The organism is Thalassospiraceae bacterium LMO-SO8 (genome assembly GCA_031655335.1).
Classification (GTDB): domain Bacteria; phylum Pseudomonadota; class Alphaproteobacteria; order Rhodospirillales; family Casp-alpha2; genus UBA1479.
Window position 1 is genome coordinate 2,757,362 of record CP134226.1, and the last position, 13,196, is coordinate 2,770,557.

9 protein-coding genes are annotated in these 13,196 nt (G+C 61.9%); all 9 read right to left on the minus strand.

All coding sequences use genetic code 11. From position 1 onward, the window contains the following. Positions 1–77: 77 nt before the first annotated feature. Positions 78–2,483 carry a hypothetical protein gene (locus RJ527_13165; protein WND74989.1) on the minus strand — a complete coding sequence of 802 codons (2,406 nt, stop codon included), beginning with the start codon at positions 2,481–2,483 and terminating at the stop codon, positions 78–80. A gap of 11 nt (positions 2,484–2,494) precedes the next feature. After that, positions 2,495–4,846 (minus strand): flagellar hook-associated protein FlgK, encoded by a 2,352-nt coding sequence (flgK, locus tag RJ527_13170; protein WND74990.1) that lies wholly within the window; start codon positions 4,844–4,846, stop codon positions 2,495–2,497. 36 nt (positions 4,847–4,882) lie between these two features. Continuing rightward, the gene (locus RJ527_13175; protein ID WND74991.1) at positions 4,883–5,326 is read right to left on the minus strand and encodes a hypothetical protein; all 444 of its coding nucleotides are present in this window, start codon (positions 5,324–5,326) and stop codon (positions 4,883–4,885) included. A 28-nt stretch (positions 5,327–5,354) separates the two neighbouring features. Next, positions 5,355–5,684 (minus strand): rod-binding protein, encoded by a 330-nt coding sequence (locus RJ527_13180; protein ID WND74992.1) that lies wholly within the window; start codon positions 5,682–5,684, stop codon positions 5,355–5,357. Next, entirely contained in the window at positions 5,684–6,844 is a 1,161-nt protein-coding gene (locus RJ527_13185; protein WND74993.1) for a flagellar basal body P-ring protein FlgI, read from the minus strand. Before RJ527_13185 ends, RJ527_13180 begins: the two co-directional genes overlap by 1 nt. A 293-nt stretch (positions 6,845–7,137) precedes the next feature. Beyond that, positions 7,138–8,760, minus strand: a complete 1,623-nt coding sequence (locus tag RJ527_13190) for a flagellar hook-basal body complex protein (GenBank protein WND74994.1) — start codon at positions 8,758–8,760, stop codon at positions 7,138–7,140. Between the two features lie 225 nt (positions 8,761–8,985). Beyond that, positions 8,986–10,098, minus strand: a complete 1,113-nt coding sequence (locus RJ527_13195; protein ID WND74995.1) for an ABC transporter ATP-binding protein — start codon at positions 10,096–10,098, stop codon at positions 8,986–8,988. After that, positions 10,095–11,798, minus strand: a complete 1,704-nt coding sequence (locus tag RJ527_13200; GenBank protein WND74996.1) for an iron ABC transporter permease — start codon at positions 11,796–11,798, stop codon at positions 10,095–10,097. Before RJ527_13200 ends, RJ527_13195 begins: the two co-directional genes overlap by 4 nt. Before the next feature lie 96 nt (positions 11,799–11,894). Beyond that, complete coding sequence (locus RJ527_13205) at positions 11,895–12,938, minus strand: Fe(3+) ABC transporter substrate-binding protein (protein ID WND74997.1); 1,044 nt, start codon at positions 12,936–12,938, stop codon at positions 11,895–11,897. Between the last annotated feature and the right edge of the window lie 258 nt (positions 12,939–13,196).

Consider the following 13,196-nt stretch of genomic DNA (forward strand, 5'->3'; position numbering starts at 1 on the left):
CGACCGCAGCGGAATCGCCTAAGAACCTGTAGAATTTACAGGATCATAAGCAACGCCACTGTGATGAACGTCAAGGCCTAAAGGAAGTTTGATAGGCTCAACTGCCTGACCCGCGAGAAGGTCTGGTATGAGGCCTCCAGAACCCGCTGGCTGTCCAGCAACCGCGTGATCGCATCTAGGGGGTCGATGTTCTCGATCTCGGCAACGCTGCTTTCGAAGTACGATATAATTTGGTCATTGGATGTTTTGATGTCGTTCAGAAGAACGGCCCGGTAGCCCAGGATGATCTCCATTTCCTCGATATTGCTGTTCAATTCCGCGCCGAACGGCGGCGGCGTCGAATTGGTGCGGTCCAGCGCGTCGTCCATCAGGAAGATGGCCTCGCTGACTCGGTTCACGTTCTGATCGAGGCCGCCTTCCGTTCCGTACTCTCCCTGCAGTACCAGGAACATGCCACGGATCGCTTTTTCGAAGGCCGGATCTACCCCGGTGATGTCGAGTTCGAAGGTCCGGGAGTCGCTGGCCCGATGGGTCAGTGACATCGTGTCGCCCTGGTAGTAGCTGGTAGCCGAGATCGTTCCGATGGTGTTGACCGCGTTCAGAGTGCCGGCGGTGACCGTCGGCGTGGTGTCATCGACGGTATTGGTCGGGATCAAGGTCGCCGTCCGGCCGTCCGACGAGACGGAGGCGATGGTGAAGTTGGTGCCGTCGTTGGCGGTGCCGGTGCCGGCCAGCGCGAAGACCGTTCCGGCCGGCAGATTGTTACCGGCGGCATCGCGGAAGAAACCGCCACCCAGGGTAATGCTATCCGCCGACGGCGTGTTATCGGCAAACGTGATGCTGCCAGTACCTGCGAGCACGGCATTCGTGGCGACTTCATTTGAATCGTCCACATCATCCGTAGCGATCAGGGTCGCCGTCGTCCCGTCAGATGAGATCGACGCGATGGTGAAAGTGGCGTTGTTCGCCACCGTGCCGGTTACGGTGATGCGACTACCCGCTGGAAGAAGGTTGCCCTTGGCGTCCGTGAAGGTCGAGCCCGCTAGCGTGATGGTATCGGCGTTGGCGCCGTTTTCCGTGAAGGTGACCTGGTCACCGCCGTTGGCGCTGGCGTCGAAGTAGAAGTTCCGTTCCGCTGCGTTGAACGAGAAAAGTTCGGGGCGGGAAGACACAACCCCCGTGGTGACCGTGGCAACCGTGGCATCGACACTTTCGTCGTCTTCAAGCGTGATGGTTGTGCCATCCGCCGAGACGGACTTGACGGTGAAAATCTTGCCGTCGTTTTCCGTATTCGTATTGTTGATTTTGATTTTCTGGCCGTTTTCCAGGGCAGAATAGGTGCCTGCGGTACCGGCGATCAGCTGATCCTCGCCGTCGGCACCTGTTCCGACGGAGAACGTGAGGGGGTTGCCGCCGCCCGCTGTGTGGACGGTCGCGCCGCTGCCGCCAGATGATACCAGGCGTTTGCTTTCCACGACCAGATTGGTGCCGTCGTTGCTGGCGACCGTGAATGTTCCGTTGTTGTCGACGGTTCCTGCAATGGTGATTACCGACCCTTCTGGAATGGCCTCCAGGGCGTCGGCGTTCACGGCCGTGATGGTATTGGTGCGGCGATCGAAGGTGACGAGAGCCGGGGTTGTCACCGACTGACGCGGATCTTCAGGGTTGGGGTAGGTGAATGTGGCGCCGACGGGCGTCGCCTCGTCGGTGAGCTGTTCCGTGCGGACATCGATCCAAAGACCGTTGGGATCGACGGAATCCACCGTATAGATGCCGTCGTTCAGGCCATCGACGGTCCCGGAAATCGTGATCGTCGTGCCGGCGGCGATGTTTTGGAACTGGCCGCTGGATGCGGTCGTGTTGATGCGGCTTTTCCCGGTGCCTGCATCGGCCTGCTCGAACGTCAGATGGGCCGGATTCAGGTCGACGCTGCTGCGGTTGATCGAAAAATTCTCAAGATTTGCGTCCCGGGTGGTGGGGACAGACACCCGGGCGCCGTCGAACACGGACTGGAACGCCTCGACCGTCGACAGGCCGAAGCTGACGGGTTCCGTGCGCACGGTGCCGCCGCCGAAGATGTAGCGGCCATCCGCTTCCGTGTTCAGCAGGTTCTGGATTTCCTTCAATGCGCGGAAGGCGTCGGCCTGGATTTGTTCGACCCGTTCCGGGTCTGTGTGATCGCCGTTGGAAAACTGGAACAGCAGTTCGCGGAAGTTGCTGATGGCCCCCTTGATCCCAGTGACCGCCGTCGTTTGGACGTCCAGGCGCAGTTGGGCCTGGACGTTGTTCGCGTTGAATCGTTCCAGACTGGACTTGGCGTTCTCAATGTTGACCAGACGTTGCGAGGACAAGGCCAGACCGCTGTAGGTCTGCGATTTCTTTTCCGTGCCGATCTGGGTTTCCAGGTCGTGTAGCGTCCTCTGCGTTTGCAGGAAACGGCTGATCAGAATGGTGTTGGAGGCGGAACTGCTGATTCTGGTCATCGTATAATCCCCTAGGCCACGGCCTGTTCCAGGCGGTCAATCATTTCCTGGATGACGGAAATTACCCGCGCGGCGGCGGAGAACGCCTGTTCAAACACGATCAGATCCGCCAATTCTTCGTCCAGGTTGACACCCCGGATGCTGTCGGACTTGAACTGAAGACTTTCGGTCAAGGTGCGCTGGCTATCGATTTGCCGGTCGTTGGTGTCGGAAAGCGACGAACTGCGCGCGATGATCGACGAGGCGTATTCGGAGAAGCTGACATTCAACGACGGCAGGCCGCCGGAAACCGCGAATGAGTTGGAATTGGACAGCATTGCGGACAGTTCACTGGCAACGCCGTTGCTGCCGGGCGATGTCAGGTATTCACCGGCCTGGCCTTTCGATGCGTCGAATTCCAAACGCCCGGACGAAACCAGACTGGGGGCCGCGACAATGTCCGACCGCACGGAAACCGCGGTCGATGCGCGGACATCGGATTCCTTCAAGCCCAGTTCGCTGATCAGCGTCGTGCCGGCGGTCGCCGGGGCGACGCCGGGCGAGGCGGAGTGCGTGACGGTGAAGGACCGGCCGTCGTCATGGGCAATCCGCAACCGGAAGCCCGAGCCGTCGGGCACCACGGAAGCGGTGATGTTCTCGATCGGTGGGAAACTGGTCCCGGTGGCGGGGGCGCCGACGGGATAGAACATCCCCGACGTGTCCGTGCCGCCGTTGTTGATGAGATCGGCGATCTGCTGCAGCGTCGCCCCTGCCGGGATGACGACATGGCCAAGATATTCCGGACCCGATCCCGTGTCCGGCGTGTTGGCGTCGCGGAAGCTGAGGACGGCGGAGGTGCTCACGAAGTTGGAACTGAGAACGTTCGAATCGTAGATGTTTTCCGCCAAACCGTCGACGAACAGGTTGTTCAGGCCGAAGAAGCTCGAAAACCCGGCAATCGTTTCATCGACGGTTCCGTCACCGTCCTTGTCGAATTCGATGGAGGCGTCTCCAAAGTCGCTGCCGTCGGCCGTGCCGCTTTCGTCGCGGAAACCGAATCCGAGCGAGGTGTTGTTGAGGTTGATGGACAGCTGGCTTTGATCATTCAGCGTCACCGATGCCGAGGGCGCGCCGTTGAGCTGGAAAAAATCTTCAAGTCGGGCGGCCAGTTCAGTGATGGTGATTCCACCCCTATAGTCTTCACCGTCGCCATAGACTTGACCGTATACCGGATCGGTTGTGTCGCCGGCGCCGGTGTTATCGTCATCGTCAAGGAGTTGTGACATCCGAATAGACAATGTCTCGTTCCCATCACTGTCGGTCAGGACCAACACGGAATCGGAAGAGTTGGCGAAGGAAATCGTCTGTTCCTGGGGCAGGGTGAAAATGCGCTGGCCGGTCAGTTCCTGATGGCCGGGGAACGGCGTGCCGCGGTTGTGAACCAGGTTGATTTGGTCGCGCAACTGCGCCGCCAGTTCGTCAAGTTGCGCCTGAAGATTCGGCAGGACATCGTCGCGCATGTCGAGCAGGCCGGCCAGTTGGCCGCCGCGGGCCTGGGTCGTCAGGTCGTTGATGGCAAGCCGTTCGCCCACATAGATGCCGTCGATCTGGCCGCTGGCGACCGTCGAGGTCGAACTCATGGCGGCCGCGGATTCGTGAGTGATGGTCGGCGGAATGGTGTCGACCAGTGTCAGGCCCGAGGACGTGAACACGACGACGTCGCCGTCGTTGCGCGAGAAGAAGCGGATATCGACCAGTTCGGACAGGCGGTCGATCTTGTTGTCACGCTGATCTTCAAGGTCCGTGGTGTCGTTGCCGGTCGAACCGAAGCGGATAATGTCGTCGTTGAGCTGGTCGATGTCGGCCGTCAATTGATTCATCTCGGAGACGACGGCGGTGATCTGCTGATCGGCCTGCAGCCGCAGATCCTGAATCGTGCGGCTCATGGCGGCGAATTTCTCGACCGCTGACTGGGCTTGGCGGACCAGTTCGCTCTGCTCAAGGATGCGGTCCGGCGAAACCGAGAGAAGTTCCGCGGCCTCCTTGAACTCTTCCAGAATATGCGCGATGGAGGTGTTGTCCCCCGGCGCGCCGAACGTTTCCTGTAGGCGCTGGTAGTAGCTTTCCTTGACCGTCACGTGGTTGAGTTCGCCCAGTTCCGTGCGGATGGTTTTAATCAGGCCGCCATCGACGACGCGGCTATAGCTGGCGATCGAGACCCCGGCGCCCTGGCCGGCCAGCACCACGGATTGCTGTTGGATGATCTTGCGTGAATACCCCGGGGTGTTCACGTTGGCGACGTTCTGGGAAACGATATTGAGCGCCGTCTGATTCGCCAGCAGGCCGCTTTGCGCTGATCTCAGTGCTTGTGTGATATCGCCCATGGTCGTTCGGTTCCCGTGTATTCGGTCGAGTGGCGGTTAAAGGTTTTGGTCAAGAGAGACGGCGACGGAATTGGCCGCCGCGCGCGTACCTTCCTTGCCCGTGCGGCCGTTCTTCGAATAGGTGCCGGAATGGGGAACGGCCTGCTGCACGGCTTCGGCGAACAGATCGATGACCTGCTTGTTGGCGGTCATGCCGACCTCGAGACGCATGGCGTTCTCGCCGACGGCGTTGGCCAGGCGGGTGCCCGCGACGGTCAGCTTCTCGTGCAGGTCGGGCGGAATGGCCTTCCAGTCCAGGTTGGCTTCATCCAGATCCTTCATGCTGTTTTCGTACAGGCGCGCAAGCGTCGCCTTGTCTTCCAGCATGGCTTCCACGTCGAGGAACCGGCGTTCGATGAGCGCCAGATTCTCCGCTTCGATCAAGTCGCTCATCTGGTCGGTCAATTCGACCATTCTTTCAAGGCGTTCCATCGGTTCCATGAGTGTAGGTCCTCCTGTCGGGCGCGTGTTAGCGCGCCTCCTGCATGCGGATAAGCTGGTCCAGAACGGTGTCGGCGATACCGACGCCGCCGGCCTTGGAAATGGCCTTGCCGTATTCGTCGATCTGCAGATTGCGCCAGATGTCCTCGGCCGGGCCGCCGCCAAAGGGTTTTTCGGCTTCGATGTTTTCGAACATCGGGCGGATCATTTCGGAAATGAAGACTGACTCGAAATCCTGGGCGACGGCGCGCATGCGCTGCATGGACATGGCGCTGTGCGCCTTGCCGGTCAGGGCACCGACCTTGGCCGAAGGCGCGGTCTGCAAGCCGACGAGCGTGGTATCGATGGCGCCGCTCATCACATCACCTGAATTTCGGCCTGGAGGGCGCCGGCCGCCTTGATGGCCTGCAGGATGGTGATCAGGTCGCGCGGGCCGATGCCCAGGGCGTTCAGGCCGTTGACCAGATCCTGTAGCGTGACGCCTTCGTTGAACACGGTCAGGCGCTTGTCCTGGCCTTCGTCGATCTGCACGTCCGTGCGGTCGACGGTGGTCGTCGTGCCGACCTCGGCGAACGGGCCGGGCTGGGACACCTGCGGGGTTTCCGTGATGCGGATGGTCAGGCTGCCCTGGGCGATGGCGACGGTGGAGATGCGCACGTTTTCGCCCATCACGATGGTGCCCGACTGTTCGTCGATCAGCACCCGGGCCATCTGGTCCGGCTCGATGCGGAGCTGTTCGATGTCGGTCAGCAGGTTGACCACGTTGTTGCGGTAGGTATCGGGAACGTGCAGTTGCACGGTCTTGGGATCGGACGGCCGGGCCGCGGTGGTGCCCAGGAAGGCGTTGACGGCCTGGGAGATGCGGCGTGCGGTGGTGAAATCCGGGTTCTTGAGGCTCAGCTTGACCACGTCCATGTCGCCGATTTCGAACGCGACCTCGCGTTCGACGATGGCGCCGTTGGCGATGCGGCCCGAGGTCGGAACACCCTTGGTCACGGTTTCGGCGTTGCCCTGGGCGGTGAAGCCGCCGACCGCGAGCTGGCCCTGCGCCACGGCATAGACCTCGCCGTCGGCACCGAGCATCGGCGTGACCAGAAGCGTGCCGCCCAACAGGTTGTCGGCATCGCCGAGAGAGCTGACCGTGACGTCGATGCGTGAGCCCTGGCGGGAAAACGGCGGCATGTTGGCGGTCACCATGACGGCGGCGACGTTCTTGGAATCCAGGCCGGAATCGGTCGTCTGCACGCCCAGGCGGTTGAGCATGGATTGCAGGCTTTCCTTGGTGAAGTGACCGTTGGACAGGGAATCCCCGGTGCCGTTGAGGCCGACCACCAGGCCGTAGCCGACCAACTGGTTTTCACGGATGCCTTCAAAATCCACGATGTCCTTGATGCGCGAGGCGGCGCCGGCGCTGCTGGGCAGACCGATGCTCAACGCCACGAAAAACGCCGCCGCGGCGGCGGCCAGGCGCAACGCCAAGGCGAGGCGGCCGCGGCCCGAGGTCTTGTCGCTGTTCATTTTTCCCGTTCTCGTCATCATTTCATTGTCTCGATTGACTGATGCCGGCCCTTTGCGGGCCATGGTTATTCCCACCTGTTATTAAGCGAAAAGCGTGCCATCCAAGGAGAGAGGTTAATCAATTGAAATATAACGATAAATTTTCAATAGCCGCCGCCTTTGATCGGCTTTTCCCGGCAAGAGACGCCCCGTCATGGGCAACAATTGCCGGGACCCTGAAACCGGAAAGGGCGGCCCGAAGGCCGCCCTGACAAGCATCCGCATGACCGGATAAATCCGGCAGGAGCACGCCGCTAGCGTTTGAGGTTCGCCGCTTCCTGCAACATTTCATCGGCGGTCTTGAAACTGGTCGCGGCCACGTTATAGGCAGCCTGGGCGGCGATCAGGCGGCTCATTTCCGTGCCGAGATCCACGTTGGAGCCCTCCAATGCGTTTCCGAGCAGGGTCGCGAAGCCGGACTCGTCGGCGAAGACCTGATTCGGCTCGCCGGAGGCTTCCGTTTCCTGGAAATTCTGGCCGGTGGATATTTCCAGGCCGTTCGGGTTGGGGAAGATCGCCAACGGAACCTTGTAGAGAACGCGGCGCGTGTTGTCCGTGAACTCGCCGTAGATCTCGCCGCCGGGCCCGAAGCTCAGGCTCGAGACGGCCGCGGACTCGGCGCCGTTGTGTTCATAGTTGGCGAAGGAAAAATCGCCGGCGAATTGGGTGAAGGTACTGGCATCAAACGTGAAACTTGCGGTTTCGCCGTTATCGAAGGTGACGTCGAACGTATATTCGGAATCCGATGTCAATGCGCCGGTGTTGCCGAATTCAAGGCGCTGCGGGATCGATGCGGTCGAGGAAAACGTGATGGCGTTTGTCGTCACTTCATCGGTGTTGAGAGGCACGGCCCCATCCAGGGTGATCTCCGCCTGGTTTTCCGAAATGCTGGCGATCGTATAGGTCTGGTCGTTGCCGCCGCTTCCCGCCACGGTGATCGTGTCACCCGGCTTCAACCCGGCGAACGTGCCGGCCAGCTGGCTGCCCAGTTGCGCACCCCCGCCCGGATTGTTGTTGGTGAATGCGGTAATGACGCCACCGCCGCCGGCGACGGTCGAGAACCGCACGGCATGATCGCCCAGCGTCGTCGAGACCGGCGTGTGGACACCGCCGGGCGATGTGGTCACGCTGGCGATATTGTCGCCGATCAGGCGGAAATCCCACAGGTTCGTCGCATCGAAAGCCTTGGTGAAATCGACGCGGATGCTTTGGGCGTCAAAGCTTGAGTCAACGACCTTGATGCTGCCGTTAAACGTCGTGCCCGAGGCGGCGTCGGCCGGCAGGTTGACATCGACGGACGCGGTCGTTGTCACTTCCCCGGTGTCTTCAAAGGCGAACTGGTCGACGCGCATGGGCGCCGGCGTGCCTAGCGTGAAGCTGCCGTCCGAATTGACAGCATAGCCCAACAGGAAGTTGCCGAACTGGTCCGCGAGATAGCCCTGGTTCACGGTCGCCGCCGTTCCGTCGGAAAGCGTGACGGAATCCGTCAGGTCGGTGACGTTGATGTCGAAGGCGCCGCGCCGCGTGTACTGGATGTTGCCGTTCACATTGATGTCGGGCGAGACCATGAAAAAGCCGCTGCCGATGATCGCCACGTCCAGGTTGCGGTCGGTGGTGCGGACTTGGCCCTGATTCGAGATGCGTTGGAAATCAACGGGTGCGGTCCCGCCAAGATCGGAATGAGTGGTCCCGGAGGCACCTTCCGCCGTGGTCGCGCCGATCGACGTGAACCCTTTGTTCATCAGGGTTCGGAACTCGGTGTCCGTGCGCTTGTAACCGTCGGTGTTCAGGTTGGCGACGTTTTGCGAAATGGTGTTCAGCTTGTGGGACTGACCCATCATGGCCGAGGTCGCTTGCTGAAAAATGCCCAAACTCATGTCTCGATGTCCCCGCGTCCAGGGACCCTCTTCGGTTTTTCCCGCATTAATCAGTGCAAGGTCGATGCCAAGAGGGAGTTGAGATATTTATTTGAAAACAAAGGATATTTATAAAGAGGCCTGGGCAAAGTCTGCCCTGTGGAAGCCCCATGGACCATGCGGAGGGAAATTCTTGCCGCCTTGGGGTGTGGACCGGCGTCCCGGGCACCGCCGCCACAGGGGCGTTCAGGGGGCCGGTTTGGGGAAAATCAGAAGATGTTCCGGCGCCACCCGGGCGCTGACGCGCGACCCGATTTCCGGCAGGAACACCCCCGGCATGCGGGCATTGAAAAGGGGCCCGGCATCGCCGCCCTCCAAGGACAGGGTCAGGTGGCTGGAGCGTCCGAGCGAGCGTGCCGAGACGACTGTCAGCAGGGTGCCGGTGTCCGCCGCGGCCGGTTGGGACAGGGTCAGGGCTTCGGGGCGAACCAGCACCTGGGCTTCGGCGCCTTCGGCAAGGCCGTTCGCGGGGAACCGGCCCAGGGCGGAGACCAGGGCGCCGTTCTCCACCCGGCAGTCGAGGCGGTTGACGGGGCCGAACAGTTCGGCGACGAACGCCGTCTTCGGGTGGAAATAGATCTCGACCGGCGTGCCCGACTGGACGATGCGTCCGTCCTGCATGACCATGATGCGGTCGGCCATGAACATGGCTTCTTCCGGATCATGGGTGACCATCAGGGTGGCGATGCCCGACCGCGAGAGGATCTGGAACGTATCCTGGCGGATCTGGGCGCGGCGGTTGACGTCGAGGCCGGAAAACGGTTCGTCCAGCAACAGCACCCGAGGAGCCGGCGCCAGGGCCCGCAGCAGGGCGACGCGCTGCTGTTGGCCGCCGGACAGGGTATGGGGAAAGGCATCGGCATAATCGCCGAGGCCCATGGTCGTGAGGGTGTCGCGGGCCCATTGCCGGCGTGCCCGGTCCTTTTCCGCCAGGCCGAACACGATGTTTTCGTACACGGTCAGATGAGGGAACAGGGCGAAGTCCTGAAACATCAGGCCGACATTGCGCTTTTCCGGCGGCATTTGGGAGCCGCCCTGGCCGTCGGCGACCGTATCCTCGCCGATGGTGATGCGCCCGACCTGTAGGTCCTCAAGCCCCGCCGCAAGGCGCAGCAGGGTCGTCTTGCCGCATCCCGAAGGCCCCAGCAGGCAGACCAGTTCGCCCGGATTGACGAAGACGGAGACCCCCGACACCACGGTATGATCGCCGAACGCATGCGAGACGTTCAGCATGTGCAGGCCGTCTGCCTTGGACATGGTCGTCGGCGCGGCGGCGGGCGGGGTCATGGGCGAGGTCATGGGTGGCCTCCACCGGCGTGGCCGGGGCGGCTGCGCAGGGTTGTCAGGGCCAGGATGACCACGGGGATCAGACCGGCGGCGACGATTGTCAGCGCACCCAGGGCCGATTCCTCGAACAGTTCGTCCGACGCGTACTGAAACACGAAGGTCGCGAGCGTGTCATAGCCGAAGGGGCGCAGGATGATGGTAATGGGAAGCTCCTTCATGCAATCGACGAAAACCAGCAGACCCGCCGTCAACAGGCTGGTGCGGAGCAGCGGGAAATGGACGCGGGACATGGTCTGGAACGGGCTTGCCCCAAGCGTCCGCGCGGCGCCGTCCATGTTGCGCGAAACCTTGCCCAGGCCGGCCTCGACCGTGCCGAAGGACAGCGCCAGGAAACGCGCCAGATAGCCATAGAGGATGGCGATCACGGTGCCGCTGAACAGCAGCCCCGTGGATACACCGAATGTCCGTTCCGAGAAAGCGTCGATCGCATTGTCCAGACCCGCCATGGGCACGATCACGCCGATCGCGAGCACGGCGCCCGGCACGGCGTATCCGATCGACGCGAAGCGCACGGCGGCGCGGGGCAGGGGGCCCGAGCCCATGCGCAGCCCGTAGGCAAGAACCAATCCGATGGCGACGGCGATGACGGCGGCCCCCAGGGACAGGGAAATGCTGTTCAGGGTGATCGTCAGGTAATTGGCCTTCAGCGTGACGTCGAAGAACACCACGGCGTAGGACAGCAGGACCGAGGCTGGTAGAACGAAGCCGAGCAGGATCGGAAAGGCGCAGAAAACGGCGGCCAGCGCGGCCTTGATGCCGCTCAGGCGGTAGCTGGGCAAAGCCTGAATCTTGCTCGACGTATGGTGGTAGCGTTGTCCCCGCCGGGCCATGCGCTCCATCACGACCAGGACGACGACGAAGATCATCAGGACCGATGCCAACTGCGCCGCGCCCGAGATGTTGTCCATGTTCAGCCAGACGTCGTAGATGCCCGCCGTGAAGGTCTTGACCCCAAAGAAATCGACGGTTCCGAAGTCGTTGAGCGCCTCCATCATGGCCAGGGTCATGCCGACCACGATAGCCGGGCGGGCCAGCGGCAGGGCGACGTTCCAGAAGCTCTGCCAGGCTGTCTTGCCGAGCGTGCGGCTGACTTCGAGCACGCAGACCGACTGTTCAAGGAAGGCCGCGCGGGCCAGCAGATAGACATAGGGATAGAGCACCAGGGTCATGACGGTGACGGCGCCGCCCATGGAGCGGATCTCCGGGAACCAGTAGTCCTGCCGGTCGCGCCAGCCGAACACCTCGCGCAGCGTGCCCTGCACCGCGCCGGCGTACTCCAGCTGGTCCGTGAACACGAAGGCGAGGATATAGGTCGGCACCGCCAACGGCAGCACCAAGGCCCAGTTGAACAGGCCGCGTCCGGGAAACCGGCACATGGTCACCAGCCAGGCCGTGCCCGTGCCGATGACGAAGGTGCCCAGGCCGATCCCGCCGATCAGCATCACCGTTCGTTCGACATAGCCGAACAGCACCGTGTTGTAGAGATGGCGCCAGATCTCCGGCGCCGGGGTCAGGGCGATGGTGGCGACGGCGATCAGGGGGGTGGCCACGAACAGGGCGACGGACAGGGTCAGCACACCCCATCGGTCGGGGATCAGGCGGGCGGGCAGATATCGGGCGGTTGGCCGGTCAGCGACGGCGGGGTGCGGCAAGGTGCGTGGACTCCCAGGTTTGGGTGCACAAAAGCAGAAAACGCCGCGGGGGGGAACCCCGCAGCGTTACTGCCAACTGGTTCGTTCAGGAACGAATCAGCTGCCGGGTCCGTCGTCAAATCCAACCTTGTCCACCAGTCGGGAGGCGGCGGGCCGCAGCTTGGCGATTTTCTCGAGAGAGAGCGTATCGCCCTTGAACTCGCCCCAGGACTGGACGAGCTTCGAATAGGGAACGCCGGGTTTCACCGGATATTCCTGATTGTCTTCGGCGTAGATCTTCTGCGCCGCGTCGTCGGACAGGAACTCGATCAACTTGACCGCGGCGTCCTTGTGCTTGGCGCTTTTGGTCACGGCGGCGCCCGAGACGTTCATGTGGTTGCCGCGGTCACCCTGGTTCAGATAGGTCAGACGAACGGCGGCGGCCCACTTCTTCTGCTCGGGCTTCTCGTCGTTGGTCATCATCTTGCCCATGTAATAGTTGTTCGAGATGGCGATGTCGCACACGCCTTCGAACACGGCCTTGGCCTGGGCGCGGTCGTTGCCCTGGGGCTTGCGGGCCAGATTGGCCTTCACGCCCTGAAGCCATTTTTCGGCACCTTCTTCGCCGTGGTGGGCGATCATCGAGGCGATCAGCGCCACGTTGTAGGCGTTCTTGCCGGAGCGCACGCAAATGCGGCCCTTGAATTTGGGGTCGGCCAGATCCTCGTAGGATGTCAGTTCGCCCGGTTTGACCCGTTCCTTGGACACCAGCGCCACGCGGGCACGGGACGTCAGGCCAAACCACATGCCTTCCGGATCACGGAAGTGGGCGGGAATGTTCTTTTCAAGGGTATCCGACTTCACGGCTTGCAGCACGCCACCTTCCTTCAGGGCGTACAGGCGGCCGATGTCGACGGTCAGCACCGCGTCGGCGGGGCTGTTGTCCCCGGCGGCCTTGATCTTTTCCAGCATGCCCTTTTTGGCGAACACGACGTTCACCTTGATCCCCGTTTCCTTGGTGAAGGCGTCGAGGAGCGGTTTGATCAGGAACGGCTGGCGATAGGAATAGAGGTTCACTTCCTGGTCGGCGGCCTGGGCCCAGGTGGTGGCGCCGAAGACAGTCGCGGCGGCGGCAAGACCGGCCGCAAACAGGCGTTTCATATGTGGCATTTTGGTTTCCACGGGTCAGAGTCCTTCGTTGGTTCGGTTGTGAAATCCCAGAGGCTCGCAAGTGTCGAACAGCTGTTCGCAATCCCTGGCCAAGTCTCGGCAAAAACTGAGATTGCGAATGATTATCAATGCGTGCGCCAGTTATAACGGTCTGATTATGAGTTTGCAAGTCATTCTCGTTCTCGCGTCGGCCGGATGTGAGAATGTCCAAACAGGACTGTGAAGGCCGCCATGGCGGGCCGCCGGTAC

Bases quoted from the DNA above. Each gene is read 5' to 3' on its own strand.
- RJ527_13180 (WND74992.1), bottom strand. From the start codon at position 5,684: ATGAGCGGCGCCATCGATACCACGCTCGTCGGCTTGCAGACCGCGCCT.
- RJ527_13190 (WND74994.1), bottom strand. From the start codon at position 8,760: ATGAGTTTGGGCATTTTTCAGCAAGCGACCTCGGCCATGATGGGTCAG.
- RJ527_13175 (WND74991.1), bottom strand. From the start codon at position 5,326: ATGGAACCGATGGAACGCCTTGAAAGAATGGTCGAATTGACCGACCAG.
- RJ527_13205 (WND74997.1), bottom strand. From the start codon at position 12,938: ATGAAACGCCTGTTTGCGGCCGGTCTTGCCGCCGCCGCGACTGTCTTC.
- RJ527_13165 (WND74989.1), bottom strand. From the start codon at position 2,483: ATGACCAGAATCAGCAGTTCCGCCTCCAACACCATTCTGATCAGCCGT.
- RJ527_13185 (WND74993.1), bottom strand. From the start codon at position 6,844: ATGAACAGCGACAAGACCTCGGGCCGCGGCCGCCTCGCCTTGGCGTTG.
- RJ527_13195 (WND74995.1), bottom strand. From the start codon at position 10,098: ATGACCTCGCCCATGACCCCGCCCGCCGCCGCGCCGACGACCATGTCC.
- flgK (WND74990.1), bottom strand. From the start codon at position 4,846: ATGGGCGATATCACACAAGCACTGAGATCAGCGCAAAGCGGCCTGCTG.